The organism is Kitasatospora sp. NPDC024654 (assembly GCF_055559155.1).
Genome location: NZ_JBVHLF010000103.1, coordinates 1 through 21,426, shown reverse-complemented (window position 1 = coordinate 21,426; position 21,426 = coordinate 1). Strand labels below are relative to the sequence as shown.

Here is a 21,426-nt window from a genome sequence, read left to right as displayed (position 1 = left end):
CCCCCCCCCCCCCCCCCCCCCCCCCCCCCCCCCCCCCCCCCCCCCCCCCCCCCCCCCCCCCCCCCCCCCCCCCCCCCCCCCCCCCCCCCCCGGGGTGGAGCGGGCCGGCTAGGCGTCGATCCGGGAACGGTCCAGGGTGGCCGCGGAGTCGACGATGAACTCCTTGCGCGGCGCCACCTTGTCGCCCATCAGCAGGTCGAGCACCTGCTCCGCGGCCTCCAGGTCGCCCAGGTTGATCCGGCGCAGGATCCGGTGACGCGGGTCCATGGTGGTCTCGGCCAGCTGGTCGGCGTCCATCTCACCGAGGCCCTTGTAGCGCTGCACCGGCTCCTTCCAGCGCAGGCCCTTGCCCTGGAACTCCAGCAGGCTGCGGCGCAGTTCGGCGTCGGAGTAGGTGTAGTGGTACTTCTCCTGGCCGCGCTTGGGGTTGGTCAGCTCGATCCGGTGCAGCGGCGGGACGGCCGCGAACACCCGGCCCTGCTCGACCATCGGGCGCATGTAGCGCTGGAACAGCGTCAGCAGCAGGCAGCGGATGTGCGAACCGTCGACGTCGGCGTCGGCCATGAAGATGACCCGGCCGTAGCGGGCCTGGTCGATGTCGAAGGTCCGGCCCGACCCGGCTCCTATCACCTGGATGATCGCCGCGCACTCGGCGTTCTTCAACATGTCCGAGACCGAGGCCTTCTGGACGTTGAGGATCTTGCCGCGGATCGGCAGCAGGGCCTGGAACTCGGAGTTGCGGGCCAGCTTGGCGGTGCCCAGCGCGGAGTCGCCCTCCACGATGAAGAGTTCGCTGCGCTCGATGTCGTCGCTGCGGCAGTCGGCCAGCTTGGCGGGCAGCGAGGAGGTCTCCAGCGCGGTCTTCCGGCGCTGCGCCTCCTTGTGCTGGCGGGCCGCGACCCGGGTGCGCGCGGCCGCGACCACCTTCTCCAGCACGGCCCGGGCCTGCAGCTTCTCGTCCTTCTTGGCGGAGGAGAGGAAGGCCTTGAGCTCCCGGGCGACCACCGCGGCGACGATCCGGTTGGCCGCCGAGGTGCCCAGCACCTCCTTGGTCTGGCCCTCGAACTGCGGCTCGGCCAGCCGGACGGTGACCACCGCGGTGAGGCCCTCGGTGGCGTCGTCCTTGGTGATGTCGTCCTCGGCGACCCGCAGCAGCTTGGTCGCCCGCAGCGCCTCGTTGACGGTCTTGGCCAGCGAACGCTCGAAGCCGGTGACGTGGGTGCCGCCCTTGGGGGTGGCGATGATGTTGACGAAGGAGCGCAGCGTGGTGTCGTAGCCGGCGCCCCAGCGCAGCGCGATGTCCACGCCGAGTTCGCGGGTGACCTCGGTCGGGGTCATGTGGCCGAGCTCGTCCAGGACCGGGACGGTCTCCTTGAAGGTGCCCTCGCCGCGCAGCCGCAGCACGTCGCAGATCGGCTTGTCCGGTGCCAGGAACTCGCAGAACTCGCCGATCCCGCCGTCGAAGCGGAAGGTGGTCTCCTCGATCCGCTCGCTCTCCGTCAGGCGCTCGTCACGCACCACGATGGTCAGGCCGGGGACCAGGAAGGCGGTCTGCCGGGCGCGGTTGTGCAGGTTCTCCAGGGAGAGCTTGGCCTCCTTGAGGAAGATCTGCCGGTCGGCCCAGTAGCGGATCCGGGTGCCGGTCCGGCCCTTGGTGACCCGGCGGACCTTGCTGAGCCCGCTGCCGGGCTCGAACGGCGCGTCCGGGCTGAGCTCGGTGAAGATGCCCGGGGTGCCGCGGCGGAAGCTGATCGCGTGGGTGTGCCCACCGCGGTCCACCTCGACGTCCAGCCGGGCGGAGAGCGCGTTCACCACCGAGGCGCCGACGCCGTGCAGACCACCGGACGCCGCGTACGAGCCACCGCCGAACTTGCCGCCGGCGTGCAGCTTGGTCATCACGACCTCGACCCCGGACAGGCCGGTCTTGGGCTCGACGTCGACCGGGATGCCGCGGCCGTTGTCGCGGACCTCCACCGAGCCGTCGTCGTGCAGGACCACCTCGATCCGGTCGCAGAAGCCGCCGAGCGCCTCGTCGACCGAGTTGTCGATGATCTCCCACAGGCAGTGCATCAGGCCCCGGCTGTCGGTGGAGCCGATGTACATGCCGGGTCGCTTGCGGACCGCCTCCAGCCCCTCCAGGACGAGCAGATGCCGAGCGGTGTAGTTGGATCCGTCATCCACGGCGCGCAGGGCGGGTGGCACGGTCGTTTCGGCACTCACGCGGTGCACTCCTCCAAAGAGACTTCTGACTCGATCCCGGCGGCTGTTCCGCGGCGGCCGATCGGCGCCGTCACCGCCGCTGCACACTACGCCCCGAGTTCGCAGCTTGTACGCGCTGCGCGAACACGGCCCGGACCCGACCCGCTCGACGGGGTCGCCATCTCGCCCGCGCCCGGCGGGTACTGGCGGACCGTCGACCCCGCGACGAGCGCTGGAACAGCCGAGATGCAGGCTACCGGTGCCCAGGACGGGGCTTATGCTCCAACCCAGTAGGGGATTATGCTACGCCCACCCTCGGACAACAGTTCGATAGAACGTTCGAGTGGTAGACAGGTCGCGGTTTCCGACGCGCATGAACCGAGCGCGCCCGGGGCACGTCCTCATCAACACAGCAGAATCCTCAAAGAAGAAAAGCCACGAGCGGGAACGTTTTCGGCCTGGTTGGATGTTGACCCTGGTACGACAGCTCGTCGAGCTAGAGAAGAGGCGACGTGACTACTGTTCTGACACCTGCGAGCCCGCTCACCGCGGCTGACCGCTGCGACCGCTGCGGCGCCCAGGCCTACCTGCGCGTCGTCCTGGCCAGCGGCGGAGAGCTGCTGTTCTGCGCCCACCACGGGCGGAAGTTCGAGCCGGAGCTCAAGAAGATCGCCGTGGAAATACAGGACGAGAGCGGTCGTCTCGCCACCACGGCGGCCTCTGCCGCCAACGACGAGCGCTGACTCAGTCGCTCCCCTTGACGTGCTGGGGTCGGCCCTTGCGGGCCGGTCCGCTGGGCGGCAGGTCGCACAGGCGATCTGCCGCCCGGTGTCGTTCCCGGACGGGACGCTGGGTAACCGACCCGTCACGGCTGGGAGTTGGACGTGTCCTGGAGTTGGGCTCGAACGGCCTCCGCGACCGCCGCCAGCCTGGTGTAGACGCCGGGGTGCCCGGCCTGCGCACAGCCCGTCCCCCAGGAGACCAGCCCGACCAGCCGGCCGGCCACCACCAATGGGCCGCCGCTGTCGCCCTGGCAGGCGTCCTTGCCCCCCTTGGCCTCTCCGGCGCACACCATGGCACCCGCGTTGAACGTCCCGTCCGGGCCGCCCGGGTAGTCGCGCGCGCACTCCGCGTCAGCGACGATCGGCACCTCCACCGCCCGTAGTGTCGCGGCGTACTTGGCCTTACCCGTGGTGTCACCCCAGCCGTAGACCTGGGCCCGGGTACCCGGCACGTACGGCGCCGTCTCGCCCTGGTCGACCATCGGCAGCACCGGGCGCCCGTCCTGCGGGACGGCCAGCGTGAGCACCGCCACATCCTGCGTGTTCCGGTCGAACGAGTAGTCCGGGTGGATCCAGACCTCACTGACCGCGACCTCGGCCCCCTCCTTGCTCCGCAGGTCGGTCCGACCCACCAGCACCGCCAGCCCCGGCCGCTGGGTCGGCCTGCCGGTGCTCTCGTCGTAGAAGCAGTGCGCCGCCGTGACCACCTTGGTGGGGCTGACCAGCGCGCCGCCGCAGAACTGGCCGGAACGGGCGGAACCGTACTGCGGCTTGCTGGCGATCCCGACCACCCAGGGGTGCTGGGCCGTACTGTCCGCCCAGCCGCCCACGATCCGACGCTCCGCCTGGGCCGGTGTGACACCCACGGCGACCAGCGCGGCGGGCAACGCCGCCAGCAGGGCCAACAACGCCCCCGGGCGCACCGGCCCCGTGCGGCGCGGACGACAGGACGGCAACTGCCCCCGCGGATCGGGACAGCCGGACGGGACGAGCGAGGTGGGCATCACGGAGGGCTCCGGGCGACTCGACGGCAGGCAACGGGCAATCGCCACAGAGTAGTCATTCGATGACCCTGAGTGCCCGTCAAGTCGGTTTCAAACACCCGGACGAGCGATACCGGACACGACCGGATGACGTCGTCGGAACGGCCGGAGGCCCGGGGCTGTTGCCCCGGGCCTCCGGCCGTCGTCGTGCTGCCGAACCGACCGATCAGTCCAGGTAGTCGCGCAGCACCTGGGAGCGCGACGGGTGACGCAGCTTGGACATGGTCTTCGACTCGATCTGGCGGATCCGCTCACGGGTGACCCCGTAGACCTTGCCGATCTCGTCCAGCGTCTTGGGCTGACCGTCCGTCAGACCGAAGCGCATCGAGACCACGCCTGCCTCGCGCTCGCTCAGGGTGTCCAGGACCGAGTGCAGCTGCTCCTGGAGGAGCGTGAAGCTCACCGCGTCGGCCGGGACGACCGCCTCGGAGTCCTCGATCAGGTCACCGAACTCGCTGTCGCCGTCCTCGCCGAGCGGGGTGTGCAGCGAGATCGGCTCGCGGCCGTACTTCTGGACCTCGATGACCTTCTCCGGGGTCATGTCGAGCTCCTTGGCCAGCTCCTCCGGGGTGGGCTCGCGGCCCAGATCCTGGAGCATCTGGCGCTGGACGCGGGCCAGCTTGTTGATGACCTCGACCATGTGCACCGGGATACGGATGGTGCGGGCCTGGTCGGCCATCGCGCGGGTGATCGCCTGGCGGATCCACCAGGTCGCGTAGGTCGAGAACTTGTAGCCCTTGGTGTAGTCGAACTTCTCGACCGCACGGATCAGACCGAGGTTGCCCTCCTGGATCAGGTCCAGGAAGAGCATGCCGCGACCGGTGTAACGCTTCGCCAGCGAGACCACCAGCCGGAGGTTGGCCTCCAGCAGGTGGTTCTTGGCCCGGCGGCCGTCCTCGGCGATGATCTCCAGCTCGCGCTTGAGCTTGGGGGCCAGCTTGTCGGAGGCGCTCAGCTTGTCCTCGGCGAACAGGCCGGCCTCGATCCGCTTCGCGAGCTCGACCTCCTGCTCGGCGTTGAGCAGCGGGACCTTGCCGATCTGCTTGAGGTAGTCCTTGACCGGGTCGGCGGTGGCACCGGCGACCGCGACCTGCTGGGCCGGCGCGTCGTCCTCGTCGTCGTCGGAGAGAACGAAGCCCTCCGACTCCTCCTCCGGCTCGGCACCCGCCTCGGGCTCCGCCTTGCCGCCGGTCAGCGCCACGTCGTCCAGCAGCTCCTCGTCACCGAGCAGCTCGTCCTCGCCCTTCTCGGCCTTGGTCGCGGTCTTCTTCGCCGCGGTCTTCTTGGCCGGCGCGGCCTTCTTCGCCACCGCCTTCTTCGCCGGGGCCGCGGCGGCGACCTTCTTCGCCGCCACCGGCTTGGCGACCGACTCGAGCGGCGCGACCGGCGAGGCCTCCACCGTCACGGCGGTGACCGAGGTCACGGCGGGCGCGGCCACGGTCGCGGCGGGCGCGATCCGCACCGGGGGCTTGGTCGGGGCGGCCGGGGTACGCGTGGTGACCGCCTTGGTGGCGGTGCGCTTCGTGGTGCTCTTGGCAGCGACGCTCTTGCGCTTGGCGGCGGACGGCTCGGCCGCGCTGACCATCAGGTCCACCCCTTCCTCAATCAACACCTGGTTGAGGCTGCGCATGACGTTCTTCCACTTGGTGACCGGGATCTGGTCCGCCTCGAAGGCCTGGCGCACGTCGTCACCGGCGATCTGCCCCTGGGCCTTGCCCCGCTCGATGAGCGCCAGCAGGGCCGCGGACTCGGCGATCTCGGGGGGGAGCGAACGGGAAGTGCTGGCCGACACGAACAACCTCTCGGACGAAGAGTGGACTCGAACCCGTACCGGACCGCCCGAGAGGGCGAGGAATGATCGCGCGCCACAGGGCACGCTGTCGGTTCCGACCGGCTCGGACTTGAGGACTGGGGGGGACTGGGTTGGCAGGACGCTGGATTGTGGAACGGCAACAGCGCCGCAGACCAACACAGCATTCTGACATGGTGCGGCATTCCGGAGCTGCTTCCGCTCCGTACACATCGCTGCCGCTCCCCAAGTGTTACGCATGCCGGTCGTGGTACAGGTCACACGCCGACCGCGGCCCCTCCCCGGGCCGCCCGCTACTCGTCATTCTCGCCCGACCGCCGCCCGCTCACCAGCGGTGCGGGCCCTCCGGGTGCTCCACGGCTCGTCGCTCGGGGCAGCCGGAGGGCGCCTACCCTCCCGCGGGTCCGCGGCCGGCCCGCTCAGTGCTCGCGCGGGGCCGGGACGGCGTGCTCCACGTCCGGGTGGACGGTGAGCAGGGCCCGCATCGCCGCCTCGGCGGCCGTGCCGTCGCCGGTGCCGAGCGCCTCCACCAGGCGGACGTGCACACTGACCGAGCTGTCCGAGGGGCGCTCGCAGGCGGTGGCCGGTCCGCCGGAGACCTGCAGAGCCGAGGCGACGATGCCGGAGAGGTGCTCCAGCATCCGGTTACCGGCCATCTGCAGGACCAGGCCGTGCAACTCGGCGTCGGCCCGCGAGAAGGTGATCAGATCGCCCTGGGCTGCCGCGTGGCCCATGATCTCGGCCATCTCGGCCAGTCGCTGCTGGACGTCCTCCCGGCCGTGGCCGGCGGCGAGGCGGGCGGCGAGCGGCTCGATCGCCCAACGCAGCTCGAACAGCTCGCGGCGCTGCTCGTCGCGCTGCGGCCCGAAGGCGCGCCACTCGATGATGTCCGGGTCCAGCAGGTTCCAGTCGCCGACCGGCCGGACCCGGGTGCCGACGTTGGGACGGGCGCTGACCAGGCCCTTGGCCTCCAGCACGCGCAGCGACTCGCGCACTACGGTGCGCGAGACCTCGAAGCGCTGGCCGATCTCCTCGGGGACCAACGGGCGGTCGGCGCCGAGGTCACCGGAGACGATCATCTGGCCGAGTTGCTGGACGAGCTGTCCGTGCAGCCCGCGGCCGCGGCTGCTGGTGGTCTTGCGGCCGACCCGGGCGAGATCGCTCTCCGCCCCGTCCCATCGGGGGACCGGGCCAGAGGGCCGATCGGCGTAGGAAAAACGGTCGGGCTCGACAGCGCCGGGGGCAGCGGCCTCGGCGGTGCGGGCGGCGGTCATGGCAGGGTGCGCAAGGGTACTCACACGTCCTTTGTCGGCGATCGGAGGGTCGGGCTTGAGAATTCTCGTGAAAAGCACACGAAAGGGTGATCGCCCATGACTGGATAATTGACTTCTTATCAGGAGGAAACGGCCATACCGGTCGGCAGACGGTGCTGCCACTGATCTTCGGGCGACCGTTCGGATCCCGGGTCGTGACAGCCCGGCAGCATCGGCTGGACCGAATGGCTCAACCGGCGCCCACCTGCCCGCCGGGCTCAGTAGGAACGGCGGTGGAGCTGCGCCAGCAGACAGACCACCAGGAGCAGCGCGGCAGGAACCAGGAAGGCGATCAGTGCCAGTGGCTGGGTCGTCTCGACCAGCGCCGCCAACGGAGCCGCCAACTGCGGCGACCGGCCGGCCGTGGCGGACTCGTAGAGCTGCTCCAACGGGTGCTGGAACGGCAGCGCCGCCTCCGTACGGGCCACCCACACCGGACCGCCGCGCTGCAGCAGCGCACTGCTGAGCGGCTCGACCAGCAGCGGCAGCGCGCAGAGCAACAGCAGCCCGGCGACCGCGCTGCGGGTCAGCGCCGCGGCCAGCACCCCGGTCCAGCCCGCCGCGACCACCAGCGCGGTGAAGAACACCAGTACCAGGACCGGGCGCTGATCGGTGCGCAGCAGCACCGGGGAGAACAGCCGGTCGGCCGAGGTGACCGGCCGCAGGGCGACCCGGAGCACGGCGGCGTCCAGCAGCAGCGAGACCATGGCCAGCCCGGCCGAGACCACCGCGCTGACGGCCAGCTTGCCGAGCAGCAACCGCACCCGGCTGCCGTACCGGCTCTGGGACGCCGCCAGCCCGGGGTACTGGACCTCGTGGGCGGAGGCCAGAGCGCCCAGGGCTCCGGCCGCCAGGGCGGCCAGCGGGATCGGCAGCAGCGGCACGGACGCGGTGAGCAGCCGGACCGCTCGGGTCACCGGGAGCGGCCCGGGGGCCGACTGGTGGGCGAGCACGGCTGTCACGGCGGCGCCGGTGAGCAGCGCCGCGGCCAGGATCAGCCAGGTGGAGCGGAGCCCGAACAAGCGCCGTCCCTCGTAGGCCAGTACGCGCACAGGTCACCCGTTCCAGTGGTCGGGCCCGGTCAAGGGCTCGGGGATGAGGTCGGCCCCGGTCTGCGGAGGCTTGGTGGCGGAGCCGGGCGGCGTGCCCGGTCCGGGGACGGCCACGGTGACGGGGGCGGGCCCGGCCATGGGGGCCGGCCCGGCGTCAAGCAGAGTGGTGGGGGAATCGCCGAGATCGGTGGGCAGGACCACGGTGGGTGGACCATCGGCCGGCTTCGGGGTGGGCGTGACCTCGGTGGCGGGACCCGGCAGGCCCCGGCCCGGCTGGGACGCGCCGAGCACCCGCAGCGTCCGGGGCCGCGCGCCCACCCCGGCCGGCAGCAGCTGGACCGCCGGGGGCGCGGGAGTGCGGGTCACCGCCGACTGCAACGCCCGGGGGGCGGGCTGCTCCACCACGCGGTCGGCGAGTTCGTGCAGCAGGATGCCGTTGCGGTAGGCCAGTTCACCGATCTCGGTGCGCTCCAGGCCGCTCACCGCGATGCCGGCCCGGCCGTCCGGGCGGACCTCTGCGCCCTGGTCCAGCAAGAGGTCGGTGAGCCGGGCCATCTGCGGACCGCGGACCGCTACCTCGGGGTGCAGCCTGGTCCGGCGGAACTCGGCGACCGCCTGGTCCGCGACCACCCGCCCCTCGTCCAGGGTGATCACTCGGTCGCCGAGCAGCGCGGCCTCCTGCGGGCTGCGGGTGGTGACCAGCACCGAGCCGCCGCCCGCCGGGAAGGCCCGGAGGAAGGCGTGCAGCCACTCGGCGTTGCGCGGCGAGAGGTCCTCGGCGGGGGCGTCGAGCAGCAACGTGCCCGGGTCGCCGAGCAGCGCGGTCGCCAGTGCGAGGCGGCGGTTCATGCCCAGGGAGAAGGACTTCAGCCGGTGGTCGGCCATGGCCGCCAGGCGGGTCTGCTCCAGCAGCGCGTCGGCCCGGGCGGCCGGGACGCCGACCGCGGCGGCCAGCATGCGCAGGTGGCCGAGCGCGGTGCGGTTCGGGTGGCCGAGCGAGCGGTGGGCGGTCGGCAGCACCACGCCGACCTCCCGCTCCGGGCGGCGCAGCCGTCGGTATGCCCGCCCGTTGAAGAGGGTGGCCCCCTGACCGTGCTCCAGCCCCAACATCAGCCGCAGCGCCGTGGTCTTACCGGCGTTCTCCGGGCCCAACAGCACGGTGATGGCGCCGGGTCGGGCGTCGAGGGAGAGTTCGAGCAGCGCCGGACGACCACCTCGGCGGTAGACCTTGGTGAGTCCGTTGGCCTGGATCATCGCTGGCTGCTCCCATCGGCTCGGCTGCCCCGACCGGGGGCTGCACGGGTCGCCCCGGTGCCAGCACCCTAGGACGCGTGAGGGGAGATTCCGGGCATTGCGGAAACGCCACGGGCAACTCAGCGGCCCGCCTCACTCGATCAGGGGACAGCCCGGCCGGGCTTCCGGCCGACCGCCCGCGACCGCGCGCTCACTGCTCCGGGCGCAGCATTGGCGGGTTGAGGACGGTGGCGCCGCCGGCGGTGAACAGCTGTGCGGGGCGCCCGCCCTGACGGGTGGTCGTGCCGCCCGAGGGGACCAGGAAGCCGGGTGTGCCGGTGACCTTGCGGTGGAAGTTGCGCGGGTCCAGCGCCACTCCCCAGACCGCCTCGTAGACCCGGCGCAACTCGCCAACGGTGAACTCCTTGGGGCAGAACGCGGTGGCCAGCGCGGAGTACTCGATCTTGGAACGGGCCCGCTCGACGCCCTCCTCCAGGATCAGGGCGTGGTCGAAGGCGAGCGGCTCGCGGTCCGCCGCGCCCGCGCCGAGCAGTTCGCTGACCGGCGCCCACCGCGCGCCGCGGGTGTCGCCACCCGGCCTGGGCGTCGGCAGGTCCGGGGCGAGGGCGAGGTGGGCCACGCTCACCACCCGCATCCGCGGGTCGCGCTGCGGGTGGCCGTAGGTGGCCAGCTGCTCCAGGTGCGCGCCGGCGGTGTCCTGGCCGGGGGTGGAGTAGGCGCGCAAGCCGGTCTCCTCGGCCAGCTCCCGTGAGGCCGCCTCGCCGAGGCCCTCGTCCGGGCGCACGAAGCCACCGGGCAGCGCCCAGTAGCCCTGGAAGGGCGGCTCACCCCGGCGCACCAGCAGTGCGCAGAGCTCGTGCTCCCTGACAGTCAGCACCACCAGGTCGACCGTGACTGCGAACGGGGGAAAGGCCGACGGGTCATAGCGCGACATGAGGCCGATCATAGTCGTCTTTCTGACGATAAACACGAGGTCGGACAGGGACGCGTTCGGGCTCGGGCCCGCATCGGCCTGATCGCCCGAGCCGGCCGGGAACGCCGGCGAGCCGTCAGCAGGCACCGAGTTGCAGGTCGGAGGAGGCCTCCTCGATCACGGCGACGCCGATCCGGCTGACCCGGACCGAGAACGGCTCGCCCGCCACCCGCAGACCCGCGAGCCCCAGCTCCCCGAGGGGTGCGGTACTGGCGGGCCGGATCACCACCCGGCGGGCCGGCGCGTCGGGGCGTACCCCGGCCAGGGCGAAGACCGCGTGCACGGCGCCGGTCGCGGCCGTCGCGGCGGGACGGCAGGCGGCCGGGTGTGGCACGGGCGGGCAACCCGGCAGCCGCTGCTCCCCGGCGTACATCTCCGGGAGCCGGCCGCCGAATAGCGCGGAGGCGGCCAGCAGACCCTCCAGCAAGGTCCCGGCCTCCCGTTCGAGGCCCGCGCCGGCGAGGCCGGCGACGGCCAGCGCGGTCTCCAGCACCCGTACCACGCCGCTCCGGTGACCCAGCGGGTTGAACCGGGACGACCTGGCACTGAGGGTCCGTAGCCCCCAACCGCAGTCCAGTTCGGGGGTGACCAGCCGCTGCGCCAACAGCCGGGTCTGCTCCCGGTCGAGCAGACCCGGCAGGGACTCGCCCTCGGCACCGAGGCCGGGATCGAGCAGGTGGACGAAGGAGCAGGTGACGGCCGGCACCGTGCGCTCGTCCGCGATCAGCGCGGCGGCCGGTCGTCCCCCCGCGAGGTCGTCGACCCAGAAGCGCTCGCGGAACCGGCCGCGCAGCGCGGCTGCCCACTCCTGCCACTCGGCGGCCCCCGGCCGCCCGAAGGCCGCCAGCAACTCGGCGCCGTGCAGCGCCGCGCGGTGGGCCAGGGCCTGGACCTCGCAGCGGGCGACCGGCCGATGGCCGGGGCGGTCGTCGGCGAACCGCACCAGGTCGGTCACGAAGCCCTCGACGGCGTTGGCCCCGGCCGCCGTGCGCAACGCGCCGAGCGCCCGCTCGGCGGCCGGCAGCAGCTCCACGACCTCCTGCCGGGGCATCCCCCAGCGCCAGGCCTCGGCCAGCACCGTGACGAAGAGCAGGGTGGCCTCGGTGGCCGTGCAGGAGGGCGGCAGTTCGGGACCGGCGTGCCGGAACGGGCCCGGGATGACACCGTCAGCGCGGCCGGGCCCACCGCCGGTCTGCTGACGGCGGGCCAGCGCGCGCAGGGTGCCCGCGGCCAGCCGGGTACCGAGCGGCAGCGTCAGCCGGGCAGCCCACAGCGCGTCGGCCGCGGCGAGGCCGAACCGCCAGGGCGCACCGGAGGCGGCGTAGAGGTCCGTGGGACGGTCCGGGTCGGCGAGCAGCAGCCCACCGAGCGCTTCCAGGGACCGGCCGACCAGGACCGCGGCCCGCGGGTCGTCGCACCGGACCTCCAGCTCGGACCAGGGTCGCGGCACGCCGGCGCCGCGCCCGACCGGCGGGCGGACCACCGCCGCGGCGGCCGGCGCCGGCGCGCTCTCCAGCTCCACCCGCAGCTCGACCGACCAACGGGCGCCCGGTTGTACCTCCAGATCCCAACGCAGCACTCCCGCGCCGGCCAGTACCACGTGCGGTGAGGGCCGGGCCGTCACGGTGGCGCTGTGACCACGGCCGCTCCAGCGCAGGCCGGCCGACTGGACCTGGCCGGGGACGTCCGCCGAGCGCTCCCCGCCGGCGATCCCGGCCAGGCTGCCGAGATCGGTGCCCAGCGCGATCTCCAACGGGAGGCGGGCCGGGCGGGCACCGGCGTTCCGGATGGTGACGGTCTCCACCCCGTCGGCGTGCCGGAGCCGCTCCACCGTCAGGGCCGGGTCGGGATCGAGATCGCCCGGTAGCCGGACCGCCGCCAGGAAGCGGGCCTGGGTCGCCGAGGAGAGGTCGCCCTGGAGGGCAAGGGGCTCGACGCCGCCCAGCCTGATCTCCATCCGGCTCAGCGCCCGGACACCGGACCGGAAGAACCCGTGCAGCCCGCTCCCCCGGAGCTGTCCGTCCGTACCCGAGGCCGCCATCGCCGGAGCGTTGACGCAGAGCACGTCGCCGTGGGCCGAAGCCGGTTGCCGGCGCGACCGGGCGGCCGAGCGCACGGCGCCGCTCGGCGCGGCTGCGGTCCGGGATCCGCCGACCGTCTCGGGCGGCGTCGCGGTCTGTGCTGGCCTGAGCGCCGTCACCGGGCTCTCCTCCTTTCGGCCGGCAGGTCGGGCCCGCAGGCCACGGCCGCCGTGAGTGGCCGCCCTCGCGCTCGGACCAAGCCGGAGGCGGTAGAGCACCGGGATCACGGTGGCGGGCCCGGATCGGCCAGACCACCGCTCCCCCACGGTCGGTACCACCGCGCGCCGCGTCCTCGGCGGTGTCCCGGAGAGTGAACGCGGCGCACCTGGCACAGGTCACGCCCAGCCGCCCGGCGGCTGCGGCGGGGCCGACGAATCCGACGCCGGTCCCCGGCCCGGCACACTCGTCCGGGCGGCTGCGCTCCGGATACGGACGGCTCCCGATCCACCGGGCGGGCGCCAGGATACGGTGCCGGTGAGGCGCTGCACCCCGCACGGGGTTCACAGGTCGGCGCCCCAGCGCACCGAGCCCAGACCGAGGAGTCGCATGTCCGCCGTCAGCCGCCAGCCCGGGACCGTCCTGACCGACCATCTGTTCCAGGTCCCGCTGGACCACGCAGCTCCGCACGGCGAGCAGATCGAGGTCTACGCCCGCGAGGTGGTCGCGGCGGGCAAGGAGCGGGCCGACCTGCCCTGGCTGCTCTTCCTCCAGGGCGGTCCCGGCGGCCGGGCCAACCGGCCGCTGGGCCGGGACACCTGGCTCGACCGGGCCCTGGACGACTACCGGGTGCTGCTGCTCGACCAGCGCGGTACCGGACGCTCGACCCCGGCGACCCGGCAGACGCTGCCGCTGCGCGGCGGTGCCCAGGAGCAGGCGGAGTACCTCTCGTACTTCCGCGCCGACTCGATCGTCCGGGACGCCGAACTGATCCGTCATCAGCTCCTCGGTGAGCACGGCAAGTGGAGCCTGCTCGGCCAGAGTTTCGGCGGGTTCTGCACCCTGACCTACCTGTCGCTGGCCCCTGCGGGGCTGCGGGAGGCACTGGTGACCGGCGGGCTGGCCGGGCTGCGCAGCAGCGCGGCCGACGTGTACCGCGCCGCCTACCCGCGGGTGACCCGCAAGAACCGGGCGCACTACGCCCGTTACTCGCAGGACGTGGAGGCGGTCCGGCGGGTCGTCGAGCACCTGGCGGTGGCACCCGCGCGGCTGCCGGGTGGCGGACTGCTGACCGTGCCGGCCTTCCAGTCGCTCGGGCCGATGCTCGGCTCGGGCACCGGGTCGGACACCCTGCACTACCTGCTGGAGGACGCCTGGGTGCGGGGCAGCGCCGGCCTGGAGCTCTCCGACACCTTCCTCGCGGGCGTCCAGTCGCGGCTCTCGTTCGCGGAAGGGCCGCTCTACGCGGTGCTGCACGAGTCGATCTACGGCCAGCGCTCGGTGGACGCCGGCCCGACCGCCTGGGCGGCTGAGCGGGTGCGCAAGGAGTTCCCGGAGTTCGACGCCGCGGCGGCGCTGGAGACCGGCGACCCGGTGCACTTCACCGGCGAGATGATCTACCCCTGGATGTTCGAGACCGACCCGGCGCTGCAGCCGCTGCAGGGCGCGGCGGAGCTGCTCGCGCAGCGCACCGACTGGCCCGACCTGTACCGCCCCGAGGTGCTGGCGGCCAATCAGGTCCCGGTGGCCGCCGCCGTCTACCACGACGACATGTACGTCGACACCGCTGGTTCGCTGGCGACGGCGGACGCGGTGCGGGGGCTGCGGACCTGGGTCAGTAACGAGTGGGAGCACGACGGCCTGCGGGTCAGCGGCGGCCAGGTCCTGGACCGGCTGATCCGCATGGTCCGAGGTGAGCTGTAGCGGCCGAGCGAGGGGCGGGGTGGGGGTGCCGGGCCCTGGCCGAGCGGGGCTGGGGTCCGGCGCGGGCGGCGGAGTCGCCGACGGCGGTGCCTGTGGGAGGGGCGGGGCCGAACGCTGGGGCGGCGCGCTGCGGGCCGGGAGAAGGCGGCTGAGGAGGACGAACGGGCCGGATCGCCGGGGCGTCGTCGGGGTGCGGGTCATTTCAGCCTCCGATCGAGGTGGCACGGGTCGGTCCGGGCGGGCGGGGGCCGCGCTGGCGCGGTCGCCCGGGTTGCCCGGGGCGGCTGGGTCGGGGACGGGCGGCGGGCGCGGAACCGCTGGTCGGCGGGGAGGAGCGGGCCGGCGGCTTCGCGGGAGGGTGGGCGCCCTCGGCAGCCGGCGCGGGACCGGGCGGAGAGACGGGGCCGGGCGGGCCCGGCTGAGCGGGCTCGGCAGCCGGCGGCGTGGGACCGGGCGAGTCCGCCTGCGGGGATTCGGACTGCGGGGCGAGCCGGCGGGCGCGTTCGACGCGGACCGTGGCGAGCAGGCGGTCGGGCCGCAGCCCGCCGTTGAGGGAACCGTAGAGCAGGCGGGCGAGGGCGTAGCCCGGATCGAGGTCGAGCGCCCGGGCGAGGACCACGCGGCTGGTCGCGGTGTCCCCCGCGAGCCAGGCCGTCCAGGCGAGGAGGGTGAGCGGGGCTGCCGCGTACTCCTCGTAGGGCGGCACGCAGCGTCGGGCCAGGAACCGCCAGAGCCGCTGGGCGCAGGCGAGTTCGGCCGGTTCGGCGTACTCGGCCGCCCGGTCCCGGCCAGCTCGGTCCTGCAGGCCGAGGATCAGCCTGGCGGCCTGCTCGTCGTCCAGCTCCGATGTGCCGTCGGCGAATTCAGCCATCGCCTGATCGATCAGCCGGCCGGTCTCCGCCAGCACGCCGTCCGGCCCGTCCGGCGCGTCGAAGGCGACCAGGAGCGAGCCCAACTGCCGCTCGAAGGCGAGCCGTTGCCGGTCGCACTCGGGCGGGCCGATCGGGGCGATCGTCGCCGCGATCGCCTTGCGGCTACCGCGCGGCGCCAGGCCGGCGAAGGTGGCCGCCGTCACGGCGGGGCCCGGATCCGGCCCGGACCGGACCGGCAGACCTCCCGGGTCGCAGCAGCGGGGATCGGCGCACAGGAAGGACCACCAGCGGCCCTCGGAGACGCAGAGCGACTCCTTCACCGGCAGGTCGAGCGTCCGGAAGGCCCGTAGCAGGTGAGCGGCGAGCGGGCGCAGCCCGGCCAGCACCGGCGGCCCGTTCGGCTCCGGGTCCCGGCACAGGTACAGCAGCACGGCGCGCGGACGACAGTCGCGGTCCTCGGAGAGCTCGACCAGCAGCCGGGCCGCCTCGGTCGCGATCACCGGCCAGTCCCCCGGCTCGTCCGGGATGTCGAGCCGGATCACGCCGCCTTGCCGCAGGTCCGGGCCCTGCAGACCGACGGCGACGATGCTGTCGTCCGGATAGAAGCCGAGCAGGTAGGGCAGCATCGCGGCCATGTCGGCCGGGCCGCGCATCCGCACCGGAGGCCCGCCGGGGGGACCGGGGAGGTGGCCGAGGCCGGGGACGATGGGACCGGGGTCCTCGTGGTTCACGGCGTCTTCGTGGTTCATGGCGGCAGCGTGACGCCGATTCCTCGGCTCGTCCGAGAATTCTTCGGCCCTGTGGACAACCCCGGGGCTGTGGACAACGCCCGCTCCCGGGTTGTCCACACCCCCCGGTTCGTCCACAGCCGGACGGGCGGTTGGCCCGGTGTCGGCCGCACGCGGTTACATGGACCCCATGGACCCCATGGACCAGCCCGTGCCACCCGTCGCCCCGCCCGCCCCCGCGTCGACCGCCCCCGCGTCGACCGGTTCCGCGCCGATCAATTCCGCGACGGCCGACCGCGCCGCGGTTCGCGCCCGCGCCGAGGCGGTGCTGCGCGAGCTCGCCGGGCCCGCCGCCGTGCTGCGCGAGGACCAGTGGCTGGCGATCGAGGCGCTGGTGGTCGATCGCCGCCGGGCCCTGGTCGTGCAGCGCACCGGGTGGGGCAAGTCCGCGGTCTACTTCATCGCCACCGCGTTGCTGCGGGCCGGCGGCGCCGGGCCGACCGTGATCGTGTCGCCGCTGCTCGCCCTGATGCGCAACCAGGTCGACTCGGCAGCGCGGGCCGGGATCCACGCCCGCACGATCAACTCGGCCAACCCCGAGGAGTGGGATCAGATCCAGGCCGAGGTGGCGGCCGGCTCGGTGGACATCCTGCTGGTCAGCCCCGAACGGCTGAACAACCCCGACTTCCGGGACAACGTCCTGCCCAAACTGGCCGCTTCCACCGGTCTGTTGGTGGTCGACGAGGCGCACTGCATCTCCGACTGGGGTCACGACTTCCGCCCCGACTACCGCCGACTGCGCACGATGCTCGCCGAACTCTCGCCCGGCGTACCGGTGCTGGCGACCACTGCGACGGCCAACGCCCGGGTGACCGAGGACGTCGCCGAGCAGTTGGGCACCACCGGCACCGACGGCCGGGCCCTGGTGCTGCGCGGACCGCTCGACCGGGAGAGCCTCAGCCTGTCGGTGCTCGCACTACCGGACCCGGCGCACCGGCTCGGCTGGCTCGCCGACCACCTGGCCGAGCTCCCGGGCTCGGGGATCATCTACACGCTCACCGTGGCCGCCGCCGACGAGGTCACGGACTTCCTGCGCGGGCGTGGCTTCCCGGTCGCCTCGTACTCCGGCCGGACCGAGGACGCCGAGCGCCGCAGCGCCGAGGCGGACCTGCTGGCCAACCGGGTCAAGGCACTGGTGGCGACCTCGGCGCTGGGGATGGGCTTCGACAAGCCCGACCTCGGGTTCGTGGTGCACCTGGGCTCGCCGGGTTCGCCGATCGCCTACTACCAGCAGGTCGGCCGAGCCGGCCGCGGGGTGGACCGGGCCGAGGTGCTGCTGCTGCCCGGGCGCGAGGACGAGGCGATCTGGCGTTACTTCGCCTCGCTCGGCTTCCCGCCCGAGGAGCAGGTCCGGCGCACTCTCGACGCGCTTGCCGAGGCCGGCCGCCCGCTCTCCACCGCCGCGCTGGAGGCCCGGGTGGACCTGCGCCGGGCCCGGCTGGAGACCATGCTCAAGGTGCTGGACGTGGACGGCGCCGTCCGCCGGGTGCGCGGCGGCTGGCTGGCCACCGGGGAGAGCTGGGTCTACGACGGGGAGCGGTACGCCAAGGTGGCCCGGGCCCGCGCGACCGAGCAGCAGGCGATGCGCGAGTACGCGAGCACCGACCGCTGCCGGATGGAGTTCCTGCGCCGCCAGCTGGACGACGAGCAGGCGGCGCCCTGCGGGCGCTGCGACGTCTGCGCGGGTCCGCGGCACCCGGCGAGCGTCTCCACCGAGGCCCTCAACGCGGCCCGGGCGGCGCTCGGCCGCCCCGGGGTGGCCTTCGAGCCGCGGCGGCTCTGGCCGACCGGCATGGAGGCCCTCGGCGTCCCGCTCAAGGGCCGGATCCCGGCCGACGAGCAGGCCGAGCCCGGCCGGGCGCTCGGGCGGCTGTCCGACATCGGCTGGGGCGGACGGCTGCGCACGCTGCTGGCCGACGGCGCACCGGACACCGCCGTGCCGTCCGACCTGCTGGACGCGCTGGTCACCGTGCTGGCGGACTGGGCACGCGGCCCCGGCGGCTGGGCCGGGAGCGATCCGCAGACCGCTCGGCCGGTCGGCGTGGTGACCATGACCTCGGCGTCCCGACCCGAGCTGGTGGGGAGTCTTGGCGCGCGGATCGCGGCGATCGGGCGGTTGCCGCTGCTCGGCCGGATCGAGTACGCGGAGGGACGGCCTCCGTACGGCGCCCGGAGCAACAGCGCGCAGCGGCTGCACTCGCTGGCGGGCTCGCTGGTGCTGCCGTCCGAGCTGACGGCGGCGCTGGCGAAGGCGCCGGGACCGGTGCTGCTGGTGGACGATCTGGTCGACAGTGGCTGGACGGTGACGGTGGCCGCCCGGCTGCTCCGCCGGGCCGGGGCCGCGGGGGTGCTGCCGCTGGTCCTGGCGGTGCAGGGGTGACGGGGAAGGAGCGCGGGCGGGGCCAGGGCCGACGCGCGGAGTCGGTGGAGGCGGCCGGGCTCGGTCCGCGCGCGTGCGGGTCAAGTGGCAGCCGGGGCGTGGGAGTACGCGCGGGGCACCAGTGGCGGGCAGGGGCCGCCGAGCGGGACGCGGGCACGGACAGGCCCGCCCGGTCCCGGCCCGCCGGACCGGGGTGAGCCGGCCGCGCGGGCGGCGAAAGGGCGCCGTGGACGGGCGGCGCGAGGCGACGAGCCGTCACCGCGTCGACGGCGGAGCCGGGCCGGGAGTTTCCAGGAGGGTGCCGAGTGCCGGGTGGGACGCAGCGCGCTCGGGCCCGGTTTGCGCCATCCGGGGAATATATCCGGCAGATACGAGGCTTTCGGGCGGAATTCGTCATTTCATCGTTGCCGGTCGGCCCCGAATGCCGTGAGAATTGCGACGTACCCAAGCCTCGGTCCGCCGGACCCGGGCTCGGCGTACCCACGCGCCCGCGCGGTCAGCAGCCCGGCGAGAGGAGGACCATGGTCCACGGTATCGACCGGGGACGGCTCTCCACCGCCGCCAAGCGGACCATCGATCTGGAAAGCTGGTCCAGCTCCGGGGTACCGCTGCTCCGCGACCCGCGCGCCCTCGTCACCGAGCTGCACCAGCTCCACCTGCCCCAGCCGGGAACCGGCGTGATCGCCGTGCTGGACCTCGACCACCGGGTGGTGGCCTCGGCCTCGGTCGCGCCCCGGCCGCAGGCCGTCGACGGCTGGCAGTACCGCAACGACCTGCTGGCCCTGTTGCGCCGGGTGATCCCGCACGACCTGCGGCTGGCGGTACCGCGACGGACTGCGGTGCTCCTCTGCTGCCGCGACGGCGCGGACGGCTGGACCGAGCCGGACGGCCCCCGGATGTGGGCACTGCGCGACGCCGCCGCGCTGCACGGCCTGCGCTGCGGGGCCTACGTCACACTGACGCCGAGTGGCTGGCAGGTGCCGGGCGAGGGTCGGCACGGCCGTACCCCGCACGCGGGCTCCTGGGCCGAGCGCCCGGTGCGCACGGTCTCCGAGCTGCCGCCGCAGATCGCGGCGGGGCAGCCGCCCGGACTCGCCAGGTCGGGCCCGGCCTGGCCGTCACGGCCGGTGCGAGGTCAGCTCCCGGCCTCGGGGGCCGCGCCGTACCGGCACGTCGCCCGCTGACCTGTCAGGCCGACGGGCGGGCGGAGGAACGGACGAGCGGACCGGCGGACAGGCAGGGCGGCGGGCTGGCGCCCGCGAAGCGCGGTCACCACCGGCAAGGCCCCAACCGATGGGCGTGGGAACGGCTTTCAGCGACCCGACGAGGTGTCAGTCGAAGCCCCGCCCGTCCGACCGTCGGACGGGCGGGGCTTCGGGGAACACGCAGGATTTCGGTGTCAGGCCGGTACGGCCTGCCCACCGGCGATCGGCGTGCCGGCCAGCTCCTCGGTCGCCCCGCAGACCACCAGCAGCGACACCGCGTGGGAGAGCGCCTGCTCGACCGTTCGCACGGCACGGCCCGCCGCGGCGGGCCCGAGCACGAGCACGACCACCTCCCGGCGGACCGGGCGCACGGTCGCGAGGTCCGCGTAGAACACGTCACCGCCCTCGGCGAGCTGCGCCCAGTAGCGCTCCTCGCCGAAGGAGAGTTCGTGCTGCTGCCACGGGTGCGGCGCACCGGTGGTCAGCACCAGGACGTCGCCGGGATTGCGCCCCGCGTCCAGCAGCAGGTCCACCGCCTCGTCGGCGCGCTCCAGCACGACCGCCGGAGTGGCCGGGACCAGCTGCACCGCCGGGCCGGCCACCCGCCGCGGCCCGGGCTTGGGAATCTGGCCCGCCCGCGGCCCCGGGCGGGGCGGGCCGGGACGCGGGGCCGCCGGCCGCGGTCCCGGGACGACGGCTCCCGGCGCACCGGGACGGGCCGACGCCGGCGCGGCGGAGTGGGCGGGGCTGACAGGGGACGCGCTGCCGGCGGCAGGCGTACTGAGGGCTTGTGCGTCCGACTCGCGGGGGAAGGGAACGCCGGGGCCCGGGAGGCTCTCGTGAATCTCCGGCTCCTCGGGGAAGACAGGCATACCCGGATATCTATCAAATGCCGGTCGAATGCGCACGGGCGCCCCACCTGTTGGGCACCCCACCACCATCGGGATTCGAAGAATTCATGTCGGCGACTACTGTTGAGGGTTACTCAGAAACCCAGCGTGAGCTGCTCGCCCTGATCGACCTCCACGGGCACCACCCGGGAGCGCTTGAGATGGCGCCACCGCGGCAGCGCGTCGAGGTACGCCCAGGACAGCCGGTGGTGCTCGGTCGGCCCGAGCTCCTCCAACGCGGCACGGTGCACCGGCGACGGGTAGCCGGCGTTGTCGTCGAACCCGAACGCGGGGTGTTCCGGTGCCAGCGCGGCCATCAGCCCGTCCCGGTGGACCTTGGCGAGCACCGAGGCCGCGGCGACGCAGACGCAGCTCTGGTCGCCCTTGATCACCGTGCGGACCTGCCAGGAGCCGCCGAGGTAGTCGTGCTTCCCGTCGAGGATCACCGCGTCCGGGCGGACCGGCAGCCCCGCCAGGGCCCGTTCGGCGGCCAGCCGCAGCGCCGCCGTCATGCCCAGCTCGTCGCACTCCTCGGGCGAGGCCTGGCCGAGCGCGTACGCGGTCACCCAGTCCGCCAGCAGCGGCGCGAGCTGCTCCCGGCGCCGCACGGTCAGCAGCTTGGAGTCGGTCAGCCCTTCGGGCGGCCGGCGCAGCCCGGTCACCGCCGCCCCGACCGTCACCGGCCCGGCCCAGGCGCCGCGCCCCACCTCGTCCAGCCCGGCGACCAGGGTGGCCCCCGCCCGGCGCAGCGAACGCTCCACGCTGTGGGTCGGCGGGGTGTACGGCATGGCGGGCGATCCGTTCGGCAGGTGTCTCGGGTACGGCTCCAGCCTAGTGCTGCTCCGCGTTAATTCGTGGAGGGGTGTTGATCAGGCTGCCTCCTTGAGTGGGGTGCCGTCGTAGGTCCAGCGGAAGGGCTTGGCG

15 protein-coding genes are annotated in these 21,426 nt (G+C 73.9%); 4 read left to right on the top strand and 11 right to left on the bottom strand.

Annotation, left to right across the window (positions count from 1 at the left end):
* Positions 1-108: 108 nt before the first annotated feature.
* On the bottom strand, positions 109-2,220 hold the full coding sequence (locus ACZ38L_RS34055; RefSeq protein ID WP_396566037.1) for a type IIA DNA topoisomerase subunit B: 2,112 nt from the start codon (positions 2,218-2,220) through the stop codon (positions 109-111).
* 491 nt (positions 2,221-2,711) lie between these two features.
* Between ACZ38L_RS34055 and ACZ38L_RS34050 the strand changes: the two genes are divergently transcribed.
* Positions 2,712-2,942, top strand: a complete 231-nt coding sequence (locus tag ACZ38L_RS34050; RefSeq protein WP_230052540.1) for a DUF7455 domain-containing protein — start codon at positions 2,712-2,714, stop codon at positions 2,940-2,942.
* 122 nt (positions 2,943-3,064) lie between these two features.
* On the opposite strand, the gene ACZ38L_RS34045 is transcribed toward ACZ38L_RS34050, so the two are convergent.
* The 7 genes from ACZ38L_RS34045 to ACZ38L_RS34015 all read right to left on the bottom strand — a co-directional run bounded on the left by ACZ38L_RS34045 (position 3,065) and on the right by ACZ38L_RS34015 (position 12,467).
* Positions 3,065-3,985 carry a S1 family peptidase gene (locus tag ACZ38L_RS34045; protein ID WP_465700854.1) on the bottom strand — a complete coding sequence of 307 codons (921 nt, stop codon included), beginning with the start codon at positions 3,983-3,985 and terminating at the stop codon, positions 3,065-3,067.
* A 205-nt stretch (positions 3,986-4,190) separates the two neighbouring features.
* Positions 4,191-5,822 carry an RNA polymerase sigma factor gene (locus ACZ38L_RS34040; RefSeq protein WP_465700852.1) on the bottom strand — a complete coding sequence of 544 codons (1,632 nt, stop codon included), beginning with the start codon at positions 5,820-5,822 and terminating at the stop codon, positions 4,191-4,193.
* Between the two features lie 431 nt (positions 5,823-6,253).
* On the bottom strand, positions 6,254-7,186 hold the full coding sequence (locus ACZ38L_RS34035) for a FadR/GntR family transcriptional regulator (protein ID WP_465700850.1): 933 nt from the start codon (positions 7,184-7,186) through the stop codon (positions 6,254-6,256).
* A gap of 179 nt (positions 7,187-7,365) precedes the next feature.
* Positions 7,366-8,169: a hypothetical protein gene (locus ACZ38L_RS34030; protein ID WP_465700848.1), complete on the bottom strand. Its 804-nt coding sequence runs from the start codon at positions 8,167-8,169 to the stop codon at positions 7,366-7,368.
* A 33-nt stretch (positions 8,170-8,202) separates the two neighbouring features.
* A complete protein-coding gene (locus ACZ38L_RS34025; protein ID WP_465700846.1) occupies positions 8,203-9,453 on the bottom strand; it encodes an ATP-binding cassette domain-containing protein in 1,251 nt (416 codons plus the stop codon).
* 190 nt (positions 9,454-9,643) lie between these two features.
* Entirely contained in the window at positions 9,644-10,387 is a 744-nt protein-coding gene (locus ACZ38L_RS34020) for an NUDIX hydrolase (RefSeq protein WP_396566050.1), read from the bottom strand.
* 115 nt (positions 10,388-10,502) lie between these two features.
* Complete coding sequence (locus ACZ38L_RS34015) at positions 10,503-12,467, bottom strand: amylo-alpha-1,6-glucosidase (protein ID WP_465700859.1); 1,965 nt, start codon at positions 12,465-12,467, stop codon at positions 10,503-10,505.
* Between the two features lie 586 nt (positions 12,468-13,053).
* On the opposite strand from ACZ38L_RS34015, the gene ACZ38L_RS34010 reads away from it, so the two are divergent.
* Positions 13,054-14,367, top strand: a complete 1,314-nt coding sequence (locus tag ACZ38L_RS34010) for an alpha/beta fold hydrolase (protein WP_465700843.1) — start codon at positions 13,054-13,056, stop codon at positions 14,365-14,367.
* A 202-nt stretch (positions 14,368-14,569) separates the two neighbouring features.
* Here ACZ38L_RS34010 and ACZ38L_RS34005 read toward each other — a convergent pair whose 3' ends face one another.
* Positions 14,570-15,988, bottom strand: coding sequence for a DUF4192 domain-containing protein (locus ACZ38L_RS34005; RefSeq protein WP_465700839.1), 1,419 nt, complete (start codon positions 15,986-15,988; stop codon positions 14,570-14,572).
* A gap of 178 nt (positions 15,989-16,166) precedes the next feature.
* Between ACZ38L_RS34005 and ACZ38L_RS34000 the strand changes: the two genes are divergently transcribed.
* Positions 16,167-18,407 (top strand): RecQ family ATP-dependent DNA helicase, encoded by a 2,241-nt coding sequence (locus ACZ38L_RS34000; RefSeq protein ID WP_465700837.1) that lies wholly within the window; start codon positions 16,167-16,169, stop codon positions 18,405-18,407.
* A 521-nt stretch (positions 18,408-18,928) separates the two neighbouring features.
* Positions 18,929-19,591 carry a hypothetical protein gene (locus ACZ38L_RS33995; RefSeq protein ID WP_465700835.1) on the top strand — a complete coding sequence of 221 codons (663 nt, stop codon included), beginning with the start codon at positions 18,929-18,931 and terminating at the stop codon, positions 19,589-19,591.
* Between the two features lie 215 nt (positions 19,592-19,806).
* On the opposite strand, the gene ACZ38L_RS33990 is transcribed toward ACZ38L_RS33995, so the two are convergent.
* Positions 19,807-20,199 carry a hypothetical protein gene (locus ACZ38L_RS33990; protein ID WP_465700833.1) on the bottom strand — a complete coding sequence of 131 codons (393 nt, stop codon included), beginning with the start codon at positions 20,197-20,199 and terminating at the stop codon, positions 19,807-19,809.
* Positions 20,200-20,597: 398 nt separating this feature from the next.
* Entirely contained in the window at positions 20,598-21,290 is a 693-nt protein-coding gene (locus tag ACZ38L_RS33985; RefSeq protein WP_465700831.1) for a ribonuclease HII, read from the bottom strand.
* Between the last annotated feature and the right edge of the window lie 136 nt (positions 21,291-21,426).